The sequence below is a fragment of the Enterococcus sp. DIV1420a genome, from assembly GCF_051712165.1.
In the GTDB taxonomy this organism is placed as follows: Bacteria; Bacillota; Bacilli; order Lactobacillales; family Enterococcaceae; genus Enterococcus; species Enterococcus faecalis.
Window position 1 is genome coordinate 1,416,299 of the sequence record NZ_JBIOOI010000001.1, and the last position, 18,097, is coordinate 1,434,395.

13 protein-coding genes, 1 tRNA gene and 4 pseudogenes are annotated in these 18,097 nt (G+C 34.8%); 13 read left to right on the forward strand and 5 right to left on the reverse strand.

Translation table 11 applies throughout. The annotated features are described in order from the left end of the window. The first annotated feature begins 144 nt into the window (after positions 1 to 144). Entirely contained in the window at positions 145 to 1,098 is a 954-nt protein-coding gene (locus tag IGI80_RS07210; protein ID WP_438723126.1) for an ABC transporter permease, read from the forward strand. A 516-nt stretch (positions 1,099 to 1,614) separates the two neighbouring features. Here the strand turns inward: IGI80_RS07210 and IGI80_RS07215 are convergent. Next, positions 1,615 to 3,549 (reverse strand): BglG family transcription antiterminator, encoded by a 1,935-nt coding sequence (locus tag IGI80_RS07215; protein WP_438723127.1) that lies wholly within the window; start codon positions 3,547 to 3,549, stop codon positions 1,615 to 1,617. Between the two features lie 366 nt (positions 3,550 to 3,915). Between IGI80_RS07215 and IGI80_RS07220 the strand changes: the two genes are divergently transcribed. From IGI80_RS07220 to IGI80_RS07270, 11 genes and pseudogenes are all read left to right on the forward strand, one after another. Continuing rightward, positions 3,916 to 4,377, forward strand: coding sequence for a PTS sugar transporter subunit IIA (locus IGI80_RS07220; protein WP_438723128.1), 462 nt, complete (start codon positions 3,916 to 3,918; stop codon positions 4,375 to 4,377). Continuing rightward, positions 4,374 to 4,697, forward strand: coding sequence for a PTS fructose transporter subunit IIB (locus IGI80_RS07225; protein WP_010746876.1), 324 nt, complete (start codon positions 4,374 to 4,376; stop codon positions 4,695 to 4,697). Before IGI80_RS07220 ends, IGI80_RS07225 begins: the two co-directional genes overlap by 4 nt. A 23-nt stretch (positions 4,698 to 4,720) precedes the next feature. Continuing rightward, positions 4,721 to 5,821, forward strand: a complete 1,101-nt coding sequence (locus IGI80_RS07230; RefSeq protein ID WP_438723432.1) for a PTS fructose transporter subunit IIC — start codon at positions 4,721 to 4,723, stop codon at positions 5,819 to 5,821. Between the two features lie 77 nt (positions 5,822 to 5,898). Continuing rightward, positions 5,899 to 8,574, forward strand: a complete 2,676-nt coding sequence (gene mngB / locus IGI80_RS07235) for a mannosylglycerate hydrolase (RefSeq protein WP_438723129.1) — start codon at positions 5,899 to 5,901, stop codon at positions 8,572 to 8,574. Positions 8,575 to 8,600: 26 nt separating this feature from the next. Then, positions 8,601 to 8,696 (forward strand): annotated as a pseudogene (locus tag IGI80_RS07240) (fructokinase); the annotation flags it as partial. 382 nt (positions 8,697 to 9,078) lie between these two features. Next, on the forward strand, positions 9,079 to 9,519 hold the full coding sequence (locus IGI80_RS07245) for an IS30 family transposase (RefSeq protein WP_438723433.1): 441 nt from the start codon (positions 9,079 to 9,081) through the stop codon (positions 9,517 to 9,519). 79 nt (positions 9,520 to 9,598) lie between these two features. Further along, positions 9,599 to 9,775: pseudogene (locus IGI80_RS07250) on the forward strand (transposase); the annotation flags it as partial. A 312-nt stretch (positions 9,776 to 10,087) separates the two neighbouring features. Then, positions 10,088 to 10,432, forward strand: a complete 345-nt coding sequence (locus IGI80_RS07255) for a hypothetical protein (RefSeq protein WP_438723130.1) — start codon at positions 10,088 to 10,090, stop codon at positions 10,430 to 10,432. A gap of 91 nt (positions 10,433 to 10,523) precedes the next feature. Next, positions 10,524 to 10,805, forward strand: a pseudogene (locus tag IGI80_RS07260) (alginate lyase family protein); the annotation flags it as partial. A gap of 57 nt (positions 10,806 to 10,862) precedes the next feature. Beyond that, positions 10,863 to 11,027: pseudogene (locus IGI80_RS07265) on the forward strand (lytic exoenzyme target recognition domain-containing protein); the annotation flags it as partial. A gap of 606 nt (positions 11,028 to 11,633) precedes the next feature. Continuing rightward, positions 11,634 to 11,707, forward strand: a tRNA-Ile gene (locus IGI80_RS07270). Positions 11,708 to 13,349: 1,642 nt separating this feature from the next. Here IGI80_RS07270 and IGI80_RS07275 read toward each other — a convergent pair. From IGI80_RS07275 to IGI80_RS07290, 4 genes are all read right to left on the reverse strand, one after another. Beyond that, positions 13,350 to 14,504: an IS110 family transposase gene (locus IGI80_RS07275; protein ID WP_438723435.1), complete on the reverse strand. Its 1,155-nt coding sequence runs from the start codon at positions 14,502 to 14,504 to the stop codon at positions 13,350 to 13,352. A 412-nt stretch (positions 14,505 to 14,916) separates the two neighbouring features. Further along, positions 14,917 to 15,312: a transposase gene (locus IGI80_RS07280; RefSeq protein WP_438723131.1), complete on the reverse strand. Its 396-nt coding sequence runs from the start codon at positions 15,310 to 15,312 to the stop codon at positions 14,917 to 14,919. Positions 15,313 to 15,500: 188 nt separating this feature from the next. Further along, positions 15,501 to 15,755: a hypothetical protein gene (locus tag IGI80_RS07285; RefSeq protein ID WP_438723132.1), complete on the reverse strand. Its 255-nt coding sequence runs from the start codon at positions 15,753 to 15,755 to the stop codon at positions 15,501 to 15,503. 25 nt (positions 15,756 to 15,780) lie between these two features. After that, positions 15,781 to 16,086, reverse strand: a complete 306-nt coding sequence (locus IGI80_RS07290) for an IS110 family transposase (RefSeq protein ID WP_438723134.1) — start codon at positions 16,084 to 16,086, stop codon at positions 15,781 to 15,783. Between the two features lie 273 nt (positions 16,087 to 16,359). Between IGI80_RS07290 and IGI80_RS07295 the strand changes: the two genes are divergently transcribed. After that, positions 16,360 to 18,087 (forward strand): YcaO-like family protein, encoded by a 1,728-nt coding sequence (locus IGI80_RS07295; RefSeq protein WP_438723136.1) that lies wholly within the window; start codon positions 16,360 to 16,362, stop codon positions 18,085 to 18,087. Positions 18,088 to 18,097 lie beyond the last annotated feature (10 nt).

Genomic DNA, 18,097 nt, shown 5'->3' on the forward strand with positions numbered 1-18,097 from the left:
ACTTAATCACCTACCCGTGATTTGTAGTGTACACAGCCTTTTTCAAGAAAATTTTACTATAAAAAATAGAGTTCTGCTCGAGTCACAACATCTTTTCATTTGTTGTTGTGACTCGAGCAGAACGGGAGAGGAATGATTATAAGCATGACAAAGTTTATTATTAAGTATTTAGGGAAAATAAATTTATCTGATACTATACCTACCTATTCCCAGATTGTTAGTTTATATAAAAATACACATATCAAAGTAGCTGCTAATACGCCTTCAGATATACTAGCTGGTACAGAATACAACTCACCAGAAGAAAAAGGGATTACGATTCCTGAAAGTTTAATTACTGAATTTAACGAAAAAAATAATGTAGCTTTAAAACCCAAGGAGTTTCTAGATAAACCTATCACTATTGATCTTGTTGAAAATGGGAGTGATGGCACAAAATATGGGAGATTCGATACCAAAATTATACGTGTAATTAAAGATGATTTAGAGGAAAGTAATTCTTATATGAGGAATGTAGAGCTTACTAGGTTATTACAAGAAAATCATTTTAAAACCAATATTCCGTTTATATTGTTAGAATTGAAAAATCCTGATGATAATGAAAAAGTTATCAGAAAAATAACTGAAAATAAAAAGTATACGGCGATATTTCAAAAGGACATTGTGAATATCGTTATCAACTTCATTAAGATTATTCAGGGGTTGCTTATTGTGCTCTCTTTACAGGCTATTGTTATTTCAGTTGTTATGATTAGTATTGTTTTGTATATCAATATTATTGAAAGAACCAGAGAAATAGGCGTCATGAAAGCTGTAGGATACCAGAACAGAGATATTAATATTATATTTTGTTTAGAGGCGTTGTTCATTACGCTATTTTCACTAGTGATATCGGTTGCGTTTTCTTTACTTATTGGAACGATTGCAAACTATGTTATCAATGAAAAATTTAATAATATATCCAATGTGTTCTCACTTAACTTTCAATCAATTTGTTATACGATCTTATTAGCAATTGGAATTGGAATTCTTGCTTCAATAGTTCCTACTATTAAAGTGGGTAAATTAGATCCAGCAGAGTCCATAAGATATGAATAGGAGTATTCCACACTTAGTAAATTGGAAAGAAGGAATTAATAATGGACGCCAATTAATTTACATTTTATCAAGTATACTGACTTTTTTATGTAGTTTTGTACTACTTTTTAGTTTTCGAAAGCAGTTTAAATATTGTCAAACTGATTAAAAAATTTTTCAGGACGCTTTTTCCCTTCAACATAACGAATAATGCATTCGATAATCACTTTTTAATGAATGCCTAATCCGTACAACAAGAACGAAGTTCATCTTCCATTTTAAGTCTTCCTCCTTGAAACATTGTACAGAAGAGTCTATTCTTCTTATAGAAACAATTTATTTTTATACGCAGGCTCTGTGACCTAATGTTTGGTATAAATAAGTAGAATGATCTAGTTTGTCCCTCAAGTTAACTTGGAAAAGAACCTCAATAAGTGATCGACCTACAAACAATTTTCTGCCAGTTTTAATATGACAGAAAATTGTTTGTAGGTCGATTCTTTTCATTGTTGGTGATGGCGTTTGTCCCAGTCCCTTTTATAATTGCTTGATACAAGTCAAAAAGTGATGATAATCGCTTTGCTGCAGAAGGGCTTGTTGAATATTCTCACGTTCCATCAATTCCAATAAAAGACTATAGATTTCCTCTGTGTCTTCATAATCTTCTTTTGTAATAGCAAATAGAAAGACAAACTTGACTAAACCACCGTTGCCCCAATCCACACCATGAGGAAGGATGGCTACGGATACGGCAGATTGATTTGCTAATAGCGACATAGGGTGAGGAATCGCCAACCACTCATTGATATTTGTTTGATTGATTGCTTCTCGTTTCATAATGCTGTCAAGAAAGTTTTCAGGGACAAAATCCTTTTGGAACAGTTGCAAGGTCATTCGTTCAAGTAACTGTTCTTTATTTTCCACGTCCTCATGAAGATAAAAATCTTCATGAAATAAGGAATAAATTTCGTCATTTGCTTCGGTAAAACGCGATAGGAAGTGCTCGATTTTTACAATTTCTTTGTCTAATTTTGCAATATTGATATAAACATGAGGGATACTCAATTGTTCTAGCGGCACCGTCGTAATCACAAAATCAATAGTGGTGAGATCCTGCTGCTGCAGCTCTACATAAGAAAGTCGATCAATGACCTCAATAGTTTCCTGATAGTATTTATTTATCTTCGCTTCGATGATACGACTCATGGATCGCCCGGTTCCACAGACCAAGATCACGCGATATTTTCGATGATCACTGATAGAATTTCTTTCCATTGCTCCCGCGATATGCAAGGCGATGTATCCGACCTCATCTTGAGAGAAATACAATCCATGCTTTTTTTCAACTATTTCTAAATGTGTTAGACACAGATCAAATGCCTGGGGAAAGGATTTTTTTATGGTCGTCAACAATGGATTGCTGCGCCGAGCGTTCATTAAGTTCATATTAATGAAGCCTTCGATATGCGAGGTCAGGTCCTCAATCAATGTTTTATCTTCAATCCAGTCAAAATTTGAGGTTCGCTTAATCGCACGTAATAGCTCGTCAACGATCGATTGAGCCATCTTGATAGAAGAGTTATTCGTTGTTGCTGTCTCGACTAAACGTGGAGCATTTAAAGCCAAATAGTAAGTAAAATAGTCTTTTTCACCATTGGTCAATTGTATATCAAATGCCTGATCGATCTCAGCTAAAAAATGCGTCAATACATTTTGAACCTGTTGTTTTAAGACTGGCACTCGTAAAGGAAATTCACTCATTTCAAAACCAGCTAGAAAGCGACTGATTGCTAAAGCAAAATGAGAGAGAATATTCTTATGATAATAATCTGAATCGAGTAATTCCAAAGGTGCGAGATGATTAAGCTCCAATTTTTGTAAAAGTCCAAGATCAATGTTATCAAAGAGGGACAATTCCATCTCAGTAAAGCCAACTAAATACTCCTGCAAATCTTTTTCGATTAATAGATCACTCAGGGCTTGACGTTTTGCGAACTCATTACCTAAAACTTCAAAGCCTATGTTTGGACGGTTGATGATTTTTAATTGATAAGACATTAAATGATCACGAGCTATTTTTAGATAAGAATAAAATGTATTTTTACTAACAAATAGTTGATCCAAAAAATCATCTAACGATAAAGGGTTTTCATTTTTAAATAGAAGGAAAAGCAAGTAGGCTTGTCGTTCTTCGCTCGTTGTTAGGTGAGCAACTGAAGAAGACAGGCTTTCCGACCGCCATTCATCGAATTGCTCTTTAGAATGAATCGACAGCAAATACCCTTGTCCCCGAACCAAGGTAATTGAGGCTCCTACATTTATTAATATATCGTTCAGATTGGTAATGTCTGTCCGTATTGTCCGTTCGGAAATAGCAAAGCTATTGGCCAACTCCTTCATCGGTATTGGCGTCGTCTGTTTAGCTAATAGTTCTAATAGGTCATCTAATCGTTGATAAGAAAGCTTAGACACTTGGTTCACCTCCGGTACTTGTCCTCATCATACAATATTGAAGAAAAGATTGAAATAGTTTAGCAGTCCTGCTTTTTTCCAAAATCAATGGCAATCTATTTGGAAAACGCTTTACTAATGATTGCCAAATTAATTGGAAATTGGAAGTGTTTACACAAAAGGTTAAACCTCGTAAATTAAAGGTGTAAAGCGATACCAGTGTTACTACTGCTTCGACAGTTTCGAAATGATAAGGGAAACGAAGGTTGATTGGAATTTCCTATAAGTTTATTTCATTATGAATGAACAAACCATTTCTTGAAATGTGAGAAGCCGTTTTACGAATCAACATATAAATGCCAAAACTATTAGAAAGGAGCTGCCGATATGGACTTTAAAGAAACAAATATCCTTTTAGATGTAACGATTGCTTCGAAAGAGGAGCTATTTGAAGTCATTGCGAGCTATGTCTATGAATCAGGGTATGTGACAAATGCGGATGAAACGCGCAGAGCCTTCAATGAAAGGGAAGCAGAATATTCCACCGGACTGCAGGAGGGCATTGCTATTCCTCATGCGAAAGCCGATACTGTTTTGACACCGACTGTCTTGTTCATTCGTTTAAAGCATGAGATTGAATGGGAAACCTTCGATGACTCTGCAGTAAAAAATGTTTTTGCTTTGATGGTTCCCAAAGAAGACGAAGGTACTGTTCATTTAGAAATGCTGAGTCGCTTAGCAACGGCTTTGTTAGAAACAGAATTTATTCAACAAGTTCAACAATCAGAAGATAAAACACAATTAGTTGAATTGATAAAAAAAGAAATGATTGGAGAGAAAATCAGATGAAAATAGTAGGAATTTCTGCATGTCCAGCAGGGTTAGCTCATACGCCAATGGCGGCAAAAGCATTAGAAAAGGCTGGTGCTAAACTGGGATATGATGTCAAAATCGAACAACAAGGATCATTAGGCCAAGTCAATGAAATAACCGCAGCAGAAGCCAAAGAAGCGGATTTTTTGCTGTTGGCAACGGATCAAAAAGTGGTTGGTTTGGAACGCTTTGAAGGAAAGCCACAGCTTCGGGTGAATATTAATACTTGTATCAAAGCGCCAGAAGCTGTTTTGAAGAAGTGTATCGCTGCTGTTCAGCAAAGACAGGCAAATTAAATGAAAGAAAAGGAGCAGGAATGATGAAGAAAGTTCTAGCAGATTTAAAAGGCCACTTAATGAGTGGGATCAGTTTTGTACTGCCGTTGATTATTGGTGCCTCTCTTGTCGTCGCGATTCCTAAAATGATCGCGCTCGGTATGGGAATAACCAGTTTAGATCCCTATGCAGAAGCGGAGGGATTCAAACATGCACTTTATCTAATTGAGCAGGTCGGTTGGACCGGTATCGGCTTGATTAATACGGTACTTGCTGGATTTATTGCTTATTCAATTGGTGACAAAGCTGCTTTAGGAGCAGGGTTTATCGGTGGAGCCGTTGCTTCAAATACAAATGCCGGATTTTTGGGTGCCGTGATCGCCGGATTCTTGGCAGGGTATTTAGTGAAATGGTCGAAAGAAAAAATCAAATTGGCGGAGTCATTTTCTGGTGTTATGCCACTAGTTATTTTACCGTTAATTGCAACATTATCGGTGGCGATCGTAATGGGCGCCTTACTTTCCGAACCGTTAGCGTGGATCAATACGAGTCTTGTTGATTGGATCCGCAACATGATTGAAAATAATGTTAATAAGATTTTGCTTGCTATGATTATGGGAGCGATGATCGGATCTGACTTAGGCGGACCAGTGAATAAAGCCGCTTGGATGGCAGGAAATGTCCTATTAGCTGAAGGAGTCTACCTACCTGCGATTATTGTGAATGTAGCAATCTGTGCGGTACCATTTGGTTATGCATTGGCGACTGTGTTTCATAAGAAACGTTTCAACAAGGAGTTATTGGATGCTGGACGTAACAACTTTGTAATGGGCTTTATTGGAATAACAGAAGGGGCGATTCCCTTCACATTGGTAAACCCCTTAAAACTAGTCCCAATTAATATGTTGGGTGGTGCAATCGCATCAGGGCTAGGTATCGCTTTTGGAATGTACGCTAAAATGCCGCCTGTTGGAGGGATTTATGGCTTCTTCACTGTTGGGAATGGCCAAGCTTACTTACTAGGTTTATTTATCGGAGCTGCCTTTATCGGCTTTGTGGCACCATTGTTTGTCAATTTCAACAAACAAGAAGACAAAGCAGAAGAAATTGAATTGGATGACATTTATGTGAGCTTTGAGAATTAATAAGAGTGTAAAAATTAATAGGCACTGGCGATGAAAATCGTTGAGTGCCTGTTTTACTAAATGAGAGGAATGTTTGCATGAAAAAAACAGTACACGTGGTACCGCATAGTCACTGGGATCGGGAATGGTATTTTACTACTAGCCGCTCGAAAATCTATTTAATACATGATTTGAAAAAGGTCTTGGACCAGCTAGAAAAAGATAGTCCATATGAGAGCTTCATTTTAGATGGGCAGGCTTCTTTGTTAGATGATTATTTGAAATGGCGTCCACAGGATCGGAAAAGGATCGAAGCGCTTGTCAAGCAAGGCAAGCTGATTATCGGTCCTTGGTATACCCAAACAGATCAGCTTGTGATTTCAGGAGAAAGTATTGTCCGAAATATGTTGTATGGGATGAACATTTGTGAAACGTTTGGTGATTACATGAATGTTGGCTATGTTCCTGATTCTTTTGGTCAAGCAGCTAGTATGCCTCAAATTTATCGTGAATTTGGTATCAGTGATACGATGTTTTGGCGCGGAGTAAGCGATGATGAAGTGACTCACACAGAATATAAATGGCGTGGAGAGGATGGATCGGTAGTCAATGTTTATCAAATCCCCAGTGGTTATTATATTGGTGGCGCGATTCCTGAACGTGAAGCGGATTTAGCGGAATTTTTACATCAAGAACCCTTTAAGACGACTTGGGATCGCAGTTCGACCGATCAAGTCTATTTTCCAAATGGATTTGATCAAGCTCCTGTAAGAGAGAATTTGCCGGAATTGGTTGAGCAAATGAACGAATTGTATAAAGGTGAATACGAGCTGCAATTTTCAACGATTGAAAACTATATCGTAGCGGTTAAAGAACGGCATCCAGAATTAGAAGAAATCGCAGGAGAATTGATTAATGGAAAACTGATGCGGATTCACAAGACGATCTTCTCCTCGCGCTCTGATTTGAAAGCGATGAACACGAAAATTCAGCACTATTTGGTGAATGTAATGGAGCCTGTTCTAACGATGGCGATGCAATTGGGATTTGAGTATCCAGTCGAAACAGTCAAGGAAATCTGGAAATTAATGTTTGAGAATGCCGCGCATGATTCGATTGGTTCCTGTGTCTCTGATACAACCAATGAGGATGTCTATATGCGTTACAAGCAGGCACGAGATATCTCTATGAATCTTGTAGAACTGACTTTGCGTCAGATTTCAACAGCAATCACGAATCCGCAGGCGCAGGAGATTACACTTACTCTGTTTAATACCTATAATGCTAAACGTGAAGGTGTAATCGAAGCGGAAGTTTATTTACCGCAAAAAGATTTTGCTATTCTTGATCAAGCAGGCAATTCGTTACCTTATACCATTTTAGAGTTGGTTGACCAAACGGAGTATGTCTTGAACCAAGGGAATGTTTTGAATACAACTAAGGAAATCTATTTACCTGAAAAAGTTTATAAATCAAAAATCGTGATTGAAACAACAGACGTACCAAGCGTTGGCTATACACAGTTGACGATTGATCTTAATGGTGACAGCAATGCGCCCTTGCAAGAGTGTTCAACTGATACCATCGAAAATGAGTATTATCGAATCAGCGTGAATAGAAATGGCTCCTTTGATATTTTAGATAAAGCCAATGACGTATTATACAAAAATCAAGGAATCATTGAAGAAAATGGAGACGCTGGCGATTCCTTCAACTATTCACCACCAGCGAAGGATTTTATTATCTCGTCAACAGATTTTGAACCTAAAGTCACGATTCAACAATCTGATATATACCAATCGGTGCATGTAGAATTTCTACTAACTGTGCCCAAAGATTTAACTGAACGCGCTGAGCAGAATACATCGGCAAAATTACCAATCACACTTGAGCTGTCAATGAAGAAACAATCACCATTGCTAGATTTCAAATTGACTGTTGAAAATCAAAATGTAGATAGTCACCGTATTTGTATCTTGTTTGATACAGGTATCGCGTCAAAATTCTCGATTGCCGATCAGCAATTTGGTACCTTGGAGCGTCCGGTCATTTTTGAAAAAGAAATGGCCTTATGGGAAGCCAACAAAGAACAATGGAATGAACAACCGATTGCTATTGAGACTTGTCAGTCTTTCGTGGGATTATTCGATGACAGTCGCGGCGTTGCTGTCCTACCAAAAGGCGTGCGGGAATATGAAATTATCGGCGAACAATTCGATACGATCTGTTTAACGATTTTCAGAACTTATGGTTTTATGGGGAAAGAAAATCTGATGTATCGTCCTGGCCGTGCTTCTGGCGAAACCGTGATCGCTACCCCTAATGCGCAACTCCACAAAACCCTGAGCTTTGAATTTTCGGCTGCATATTTTTCGGAAAGCTTTGACCAAGCAAATGTCGCACAACTGGCAAAACAAGCCGTGACGTCAATTGAAGTCTATCAATATGCGGAGTTTTTAAATTCTCGTTTGATTTTCACTTTAGGTGATGTGGAGCAAACGCTGCCGGCAAGCTTTAGTCTCTTCGAAATTGAGGGGAATTTGACTTTGAGTGTCTTGAAAAAAGCTGAGGACCGTCCAGGTTATATCTTACGTCTTTATAATGGACTCTTGGAAAAAGACGGACACGCAACAATCAAATTCAATCAAACGATCAAAGTGGCTGAAAAAGTTGACTTGAAAGAAAAAGCAAAGGAACCGCTGCCAATAAATAATGATACAATAGAGTTTGAAAGCATCGGGCACGCAAAATTCGTGACCTTGTATGTGGAATAAATCTAAAGGTTTGTGAGTGAAGCTTAGTGGAAAAATTATTTGGCGGCATCGAAGCCGGCGGCGCAAAATTTGTTTGCTCTGTAGGAAATAGTGCTCTGGAAATCATCGAGCGAGTTAACTACACAGCTATACAAGTAGATGATTCTTTTTTTGCTCCGTTTGATCAAAAAAGAAACTGGTGTTTTATGAATAAATGTGGGAGATTATGGGGATATAGTGATGTACACTATATACAGTTTGGATTTTAATATGTTATTTTAAGAAGTGAATGATAAAAAAGACTAGAAAAAAAGAACTCCTTTGTGTATAGTTTGAATCACCTAAAAACAAACTAAACCACAGAAAGGAGTTCTCTTTTTGAACTATAAACAGTTTAACATAGATGAACGGGCGTGTATAGCGTCTTTTTTAAGGGAAGGTAAAAGTTATTCAGTGATTGCATAGCTCTTAGGAGGCTCTGTTTCTTCAGTTTCTCGTGAGATAAAAAGAAATGCGAATGAGCGTATATATAATCCTTCGTTAGCACAAATTAAAGCCGATACGAGAAAAACACAAAAGAAAAATCGTTCGAAATATTCACTAACGTTGAAACAAAAAATCGAAGCTGATTTATTAAAAGGTTGGCCGCCTGAACAAATCGTTGGAACTTATCGAACTCCCGAAGAATCCTTCGTTTGTCATAAAACTATTTATCGTTGGCTTAGAAAAGGGGATTTAGTCAACGGGAATTTGATATTGTTACGCAGAAAAGGGGAAAAGTATAAGCGCCGGACAGATGTTAACAGAATGATAGGCGGGAAAAACATTCGTGATCGTCCTAAAGAAGCGCGCGATAGAAAACGTATTGGGGACTTTGAATTAGATACTGTTGTGGGTTGTAAAGGAACCAAGACTTGTTTGCTTACCATAGTTTATCGAAAAAGTCGTTTTTATTTGCAAGCTTAATTCCTGATAGAACCGTTGCTCGTGTGGCCGGTGAAATTTCACGTATACCATCTGATGAAGTTGTTCATACGCTTTCTGACAAAGAGGAACAAACGAAAATACAAATGGTTTATTACGTGAGTATGTTCCTAAGGGCGTAGATATTGGGACATATACACAAGAATAAATTCAAGAATATGTGTATATGCTTAATACTCGACCACGAAAAGTTTTGAATTACCAAACACCCGAACAAGTTTATTATTCTGATGCTTGAGTTACATAATTGAATAGTTTCATAAATTGGGGGTGAAAAAATTTTTCAAACAGACACCCTCTATTTTGTCATGTTTAAAAAGTAGAAAAATCCCTAAAACCTTGTCGTTTAACAAGAAAAACTCTGTAACATATTTGTAATAAAAAAATAGCATTTCTATTGACAATCTGCCTTGACTTACAATTTTATTCAGATGGCATTCATTGGGAACAGAGCCCATTGTACCAACATGAAGTTTTAATGACATATATGTATCTATTACAGGCATCTGAATATCTTTAAGTAGCATTGCCATTGGATCTTCGATCGAAATTGAAGATACTTATTTTATCTACCCATTATTTAGCGGATAATCAAGATGTCCTGAATCCTATCGACGATAGTGATCATGTCAATTTTCGATATGTATATGATTTCTATCGTAAATTGGGCTTTCTGCATGAGCCATCTAAATATACAAATGTAGCAAAGCTTTGGACAGGAAACCTCTATGAAGAAAGAACTTGGAAAATAATACAGCCAGAGAAATTTTTTCGTGGTGAATCAAGCGGTTTAATGGTTTATAAAACGGAAGATATTTATTTTACGCTTTTCAATGGACTGCACGGAAGCTCACACGGATATGCTTCTACAGGGAGTTTTACGTTGCAATTATAAGGGGATGACTTGATTTCTGATAGTGGTCGTTACAGTTATGTCAACCAAAGCAGAGCGGATTCAGTTGAAGGAATGTGCTGCGCATAACACGATGTTTATAGCTGAGAATCCTCATACGTTAGTTACTGATGCATGGGGCTACGAAAAATTACCGACCCCTTTATTTCATCGAATAAAAGAAATTCCTGTCGGTTTTTTTGCGGAATGCGGCTGGATTGATAAAGATGATCAGAAGTTAATGATTTTTGAGCGTAGTTTTATCTACTTGCAAACCATTAATTCAGTAATTATTATTGATAGTTTTACGGGTCAAAAAGAGACTGAAATTACGAGCACTTATAATTTAGTACCCACGCTAAATTGTCAAAAAAAAGCAAACCAATTCAATTTAACTACAAATTCACACAAGTATAAATTTTATATTGCATCAGACCAAACGTTAAATGTGGGGGATTATTTCGCTTTTCAGCCAGCTTCTGTAGGGATTATTACCGAACAAGTAAACACAGCAAGTAAAACCTTATCTCATGTTCAATTTCCCGATGAGTTTATTTGGTTGTATACGCCAAGTATTGAAAAATTGATTTATGGGTAAAAATGTCCATGAGGTAGAGAAAAACTGTACAATTAAAATAAAAGGGATTAAACTTTAATTAAGCTAAGAATAAAACTTTTTCACTTTACCTCCTTTGTTGCAAAAGGACGTATGCCCTCTTCGGAGGGCTTTTTTATAGAAAACGCTTTACAATTTAGGCGGTAAGTATTAGAATGTAATTGCTCAACCACAATTTTTCACGTTACAAAAAACTGTCTTGCCCCAATAAGGCAGTTTTTTTGTTGTTTATAGCATAAAAACGCTTTACAATTTATTAAAAAAGGATTAGTATGAGTGTACCACAACAAAAATTTTTTCATTTATTGCCTCCTTTTTTAAGGATGTATGCCCTATTCGGAGGGCTTTTTTGTCTGACCTTGTCTAACCTATTGAGGAAAACTTTACATATTTATTCAATAGGTTTAAAATTAAATTACCTGAATAACTACCAATAGTTTTATGTTCACCCCGAGAAAATAGTTTTGTCCATGCAAAGCTATTTTTATTGTGAATTTAGTTAATTTTATGATATATTATGTATCATAAAATGATGCATACAGAATACCACTCATTATTCTAGTTGATAGTGAGTGGTATTCTGTGATTGGATCCTTAGCTCAGCAGGTTAGAGCAGACGGCTCATAACCGTCCGGTCGCTGGTTCGAATCCATCAGGGTCCATAAGTATTTGTCCAACAGATTGAGAAAATATTTACAAAATATGTAAAAGGGGTTAATATTAAAGTACCCTAATACAAAACAAAGCTTTTTCATAAGACACTCCTTTTTCTAAAGGAATAGGCTGGCCCTCTTCGGAGGGCTTTTTTTATTTACATATAACTAGTATTATGATATATTCTAATCAGGCAGATGCATGTAAAACTTCCATTCCAAAATCCCCGCTCTCATTGAGAACGGGGATTATTTTTGTGTGGAATTGAATAGACTACGAAAAAAAGAATGCGACTAGAACAACAATAGCAGCTATTAAAATAGTTAGGACAGCGAATAATATGAAAGTAAAGAGAACGCTAAGAAATTTTCTCATAAGTAATTCACTCCAAATCTTTTTTACAGTATACTATATAAAAGAAAATTTAGACAAAAATATTTACTGAATTTGAAAAATGTAAAGTAAAAAATGACCATACTTTGACTATACTTTTTAGGAAAAAACATGGATTAACAGAAAAAATAAATCCAAAGAAGTATCGATATTAAAGCGTTTAAAAAGAATTAGAGTTCGTCAAAAAGTACAAAAATCATAACTATCTAACCATTTTTTCTTTTTTTGCTAGAGCAGATTTTCGTGGCTCTTTGTCAAATGGTGTTGTTTTTAAATTAAGCCATAAAATTAAGAACATTTCGGTGTTCTCTTTTTTGTTTTTTAAATGAGTTCACAAAGACCTTGTTGGACAAGAATCCGCAGGTGAGATGGTGGTTAAACCATTCATCATTCTCACTATTATACAAGCAATAATGATGGTGTCTGGTTGAACGTTCTTTCGATTTTTTATTTGCCAAGGAACGTATCTACTGTACAGTGATTGAACGATTTCCAGAATTTCAAAAAACATTAGTTGAGTATTTGTGTAGATTTCGATCTATTTAGGTTGACTTTGCATAGAATATTCACTCATTTCGTCGTTGTTTTGAGCTTATTCTATCGCAAAGTTTTTATTTCACCCAGTTTTAAATCAACTAGCACCACGGGTAATCCATAGAAACTGTCTTTGTCCCACTATGTATCCTGTTGAAGTTAACTAAAAATTTGAAGAAGGCTAAAATATGTTGTAGAGTATGTCTATAGAAAAGCTCATCAGCTGTTGATAATTAGTAGTTAGCTGGAAATAACAGGGGTGATAGAAAAACAGAATAGTTATAAGCATGTCATTGATGGTAAGCGTTGTCTGGACATGATTGTATTTTTAATGTTCAACTTTTCAAGATATTTAGTATTATTTAAATTTATGAGTAAATAAATAATTATTATCCATTGACATTAATAGATAATGTGATTATAATTATATATAAGTTAATTTTTTCTAATTTATATATATTAATAAAATTAATTATATTGGAGGTGTTATAGATGAAAGTAACCGTTCAACCTGTTAAGAAAAGTAAGCCTGTAGCTAGCCAAGCTAAAAGAACTTACACTGCACCAATGAAATAATAAAAAAAGGCATAACATAAAGTTATGCCTTTTTTAGTATTTTGTAGTTAAACAAACTATATATATTAAGTTAAGATAAAAGATAAAATAACCAGTTTTAGAGCATAACAAATAAGTCTGAACAAAATGTAATTTTTTTCAGGTAGGTTAGTTAACAATCATTTTCTCTTCATCGTAGGATTCATTATTTTTTAGGAGTTGAAAAATAATTCGAACCAACTTTTTAACAACATGACTAATTGCTACACTGTAATGTTTTCCTTCAGAACGTTTTTTCTTTAAGTAGAGTCGCATGGATGGAGACCTAATAGACATAAGCCTAGTGGCTTCTTGTAGGACCCATCTTAATTTAGAAGAACCGCATTTTGCCATACGACCTAATTCTACTTGATTAGTGCTAGCAGTACTAATTAATGGTTCACAACCTGCGTAAGCAAGTAATTGATTTGGGGATTTAAAATTATGAATGTCACGAATTTCAGCGAGTATAATGCTACCCAAATTCACACCGATTCCAGGAATAGATAAAATTGGTGAGTCAATTTCTTGCATCAGTTTAGAAACGACTTTATCTGTTAGTTTTCGTTGGTTAGTAAAATACTTAATGGTGTCGATTGTTTGAAGTAATTTAAACTCTAGAGAGGGAGAGTCACTACCAATGGATGTAGAATCTAAATTTTTTAAAGCTTGCGCTTGTTTTTTTCCAAAACGACCATGTGAATGACTTGAAAGTAAGTTTGCTAGTTTAGTTAAATGAGTATTTTTTAATTTTTTAGGCGAAGGAAACTCCTTTAAAATGGCATAAATACAACTATCATGTTTCGCCGTAGGCGAACTTAAAAATGTTGCTAGTTCTGGGAAAAGAATATCTAACAAACGAGCGTAGTTTATTTTTTGCTTTGTACAATTCTCTTTAATTCTAGAGACATTTCTTTTGGCATATTTTAGTTCGCTTATAATAGTTTCCGTTTGAAAAAGTTGTTTATCTATGTCGTCTTTTAATTTACGGACAATAGTCATTGCGTCTTTCTTTTCCGTTTTTGTTTTACGTAGAGAATGATGTTTAGCAAATTCTTTAATCAATAACGGGTTATAACTAAATGTTGGATAGCCATTTATACGCAAGAATCGTAAAAGATTAAAGCAATAATGACCAGTATCTTCTAAGGCAATTTGAAGTTTGTCTCCCGTTGTTTTTTGAAGATTCGTCAAAGTGGCTTGAAACTTAGTGAATCCCTCTCGATCATTACTGATTTGAAGGTGTTTAACAAAAATAGTTCCTTCCCTATCAATAACGGCAATATCATGTTTTTATTTAGCAACATCAATACTAACATAAAGCATAAAAATCAACTCCTGAATTTTAATTATACGCCATGTTCCACTTACTCTTTGCCTATGTAACCTTTTGAAAAATCAAGCGTCATAGTCAAAGCTATGCTCTAACAAATTTATTAACACTATGACAAAGAGCTGTGGATAGAGCCTAACTTAAACAGTAATCCGAAGGATTTTGGTGGAGGAAGTACTAATCCACAACATGCTACTCTAATTATAAATAACAGAGTAAACTTGCGGGAGCTACACGCTAATATAAATATAAGACTAACTATATGAAGTCAAGTGATTAAATCATTTTTTTAATAACAGTATTATTTTTGAAAATATGTTTATAAGGGCATACCAAAGAAGTTGAGCTGCCTATGTGATTTTTTTACAGAGATTTGTCTAGGTCAAAGTGGGTATTCGTTTTTAATAATTTAAAGATGACTCGGATTAGTTTTTTCGCTACATGGATTAAAGCTACAAAATAATGTTTTCCTTCATTAATTTTTTTCTGAAGATATTCATGGAATACGGAACAACGCATAGACACAAGCCGAGCGGCTTGAAGTAAAACCCAGCGCAAATACTTGAAACCTCGGTTAACCATGCGACTACTGCCAGAGAATTGTCCTGATTCATAGATAGAAGGATCAAGTCCTGCGAAGGCTAGTAGTTTAAAGGTAGAAGTGAAGTAGTTAATATTTTTGATTTCTGAAAGAATCACATTTCCTAATCGAAAAGAAATGCCAGGTATAGAAAGAATTGGAGAAGAAAGTTGTAACATAATTTTTTTAATTTCTTTATCAATTATCTGAATTTGTTTAGTGAAATGTTCTATCGTTTCAATGATAGATATCAGTTCGATTGAATACCCTATTGAAGCAGTACCGATTGAGTTCTTCGCTAATTCCCGAATCTCGGCTGCTTTTACTTATCCATATTTACCTCTGGACGAGGTTTTAAGAACAGCCGTTAGGGTAGATAAATGTGCTTTGGAAATTTTTTAATAGAGGGGTATGCTTTTAAAAGTTCGTAGACAGATTTTTGGTTGACAGACCATACAGAAGACGCAAGTTCAGGAAACATTATTTCTGTTATTCGTGAGAATTGAACTTTTTCTTGGGTAAGTTTATCGCCTAGTCTTTGACGATGTTTAGTACATTGTTTTAGGTCGTTCGCCAATTCGGTTCTAGAAAAAATTTTTTCTTCATGATTTGTCAAAAGCATAAGAGCGATTGCTTTAGAGTCTATTTTATCTGTTTTTGTTTTTTCTTAAAGACAAATATTTACGAAATAGATTTGTGGTAAGGGGATTAAAGACTCTTACTGGAAACCATAAAGAATCAAGGAACAGTAAAATATTATTACTATAATGGCCTGTGGCTTCAAGGGCAACATCAGTTGTTTCTTTTTGAATACGAGTGACATTTTCAATAAGCGCCTCAACCCCAGCCTTGTCATTTGTGATGGTCAATCCATCAAGCAAGACAGTAGAAAATTGATTAAGAATACAAATATCATGTTTTTTACGTGCAACACCAATTCCAATGTAAATCATACAAATAACACCTTCAAAATATTTACGCTGCTTTGATTCCACGCACTCACTGTTAAATATATCCTTGTTATATATAAAGCGTCTTTACGCTATCTAACTAATTAACAAATAAACAAATAAACAACGAGCTGTGGCTATAGCTTCCAAAGGTAATGACTGCCATAGGGAACACACTAGTCCACAGCGTTGAAATCATTATACGACTAAAAATAACAAATTTAGGAAAGGGAAATGTATTATTCGCCGTAGAGGTTAATAATACAAGGAGGTAGTATGAATAATTATCTGATAAAAAATAATGATGAAGTCAATTATTTTTTGAACAATAATGTCTATACATTTTCATTCAATGATTTTTTAAATGATGCAACAAATACGCATAGTGACTTTCCTTTGTTAGAGGGAGGGAATATTACGTTTGAAAATTTTATTGAAATTATAAAACCAAGTACTTTCTACATTAAAGTGTTGAATGTAGGAAGACTTATAAAGAACTTGAATGAGGTTGGAAAACGTGATGATATAGAACAAATAGTAATTGAGTTTTTCGATTGTATAGTGTATGTCTCTGACTTAACTAATTTTTGTTCTAAATGCTTCTTTAAAAGATATCAAGAAGGTATGGACTCTACTTATACAAAATATATTGAATTGGAAAATGATTACGAAGTTAATTTTGTAAGTACGAGTATTGAAAAAGTAATGAACGAAGACGAAAAAAAATCCTTTATTGTTTGGGATAAAAATTTAAGCCAATACTATGATTCACCTTGTTTATGCTATCCCGATTGTAAAAATAAAAGTAACATTATTTTAAAAAACACAGATGTTTCTAAATTAATAGGCAGATTTTCTCCCGTTAGAAATGTCTGCTATCAAGGAGATATTGATATAGTTCATAAATATGTGTATGGTGCAAATTCTAGTGCGCCTGCTAATGAAAAGTTTCTAGATGAACACGGGGGAAAAGGATTTACAAAAGTTCAAGCCTTTTATAGTGCTGTCTACGAATCATTAGAAAGATATAGTGCGCGACAATTTGGATATGAAAAAGTAATAAGAGACAGCTATGATAACTTAATCAGAAAAGGTTGTAGAGTACTGAATCCAGATAGACTTTCTTTAGATAGTAGTAAAGAGAATAAAAATAGATATGAGCCTAATAAAGTTTATGAATGGATTGAAGGTATTGATTTATCTAACAAGAAAAAGATATTAATGCCAGCTAATATTGTTTACTTTCCATATGTAGCCGATAAAAAATATTATTTCTCATCGTATTCAACAACAGGGTTATCAGCTAATACTTCAATAGATAATGCTATTTTACAAGGGCTATTAGAAGTTATAGAGAGAAATAGTTATGCTTTGACTCATAAAGCACAATTACATGTAGTAGATCTGAAGAATGATATAGATAATTTTGCTAAAAATTTAGAAAAAAAATTAAATAAGTGTAGAATTAAAGCTAATTTCACATTATTATCTAACTCATTTGGAACCTATGTAGTCCATTGTACTTTAGAGGATTTGAGAAATAATTTCCCGATTTATACACATGGTGCAGGAGCTTCTCTAAATATAGAGAAGGCCATGCTAAGAGCAATAACAGAGTCTGTTCAATTAAGAACTTCACAATTATTATTGAAAGAGTATGAGGTTATTAATGAAGAAGTTAACATAGCTAATAAAGAGTGGGCAGTAGGTAATAAACAATATGTTGAACCTTTTCTTAACAGTAAAATTAATAAACAAAAAAAAGCTTCTTCCTATATAAATTTAGAATCGAACAACATAAAAACTGACATAGAAAAAATACGCAATAATTTATCTTTATGTGGGCATGATATTTTTTACGTGAACTTAACAAGAAAGGATATTCTTGTTCCAGCTGTAAAAGTTATTGTACCTGGGTTACAAGATATTGATAATAGTAACAAAGAAAATTCTGAGACTTTAACGAAACTAGGAATAAAGAACTTTTTACCTATGTTCAGTTGAAAAAATGGGG

Coding starts and splice junctions, on each gene's coding strand:
- IGI80_RS07210 (WP_438723126.1), top strand. CDS start 145: ATGACAAAGTTTATTATTAAGTATTTAGGGAAAATAAATTTATCTGAT.
- IGI80_RS07220 (WP_438723128.1), top strand. CDS start 3,916: ATGGACTTTAAAGAAACAAATATCCTTTTAGATGTAACGATTGCTTCG.
- IGI80_RS07225 (WP_010746876.1), top strand. CDS start 4,374: ATGAAAATAGTAGGAATTTCTGCATGTCCAGCAGGGTTAGCTCATACG.
- IGI80_RS07230 (WP_438723432.1), top strand. CDS start 4,721: ATGAAGAAAGTTCTAGCAGATTTAAAAGGCCACTTAATGAGTGGGATC.
- mngB (WP_438723129.1), top strand. CDS start 5,899: ATGAAAAAAACAGTACACGTGGTACCGCATAGTCACTGGGATCGGGAA.
- IGI80_RS07280 (WP_438723131.1), bottom strand. CDS start 15,312: ATGTTACAACTTTCTTCTCCAATTCTTTCTATACCTGGCATTTCTTTT.
- IGI80_RS07285 (WP_438723132.1), bottom strand. CDS start 15,755: ATGCTTTTGACAAATCATGAAGAAAAAATTTTTTCTAGAACCGAATTG.
- IGI80_RS07290 (WP_438723134.1), bottom strand. CDS start 16,086: ATGATTTACATTGGAATTGGTGTTGCACGTAAAAAACATGATATTTGT.
- IGI80_RS07295 (WP_438723136.1), top strand. CDS start 16,360: ATGAATAATTATCTGATAAAAAATAATGATGAAGTCAATTATTTTTTG.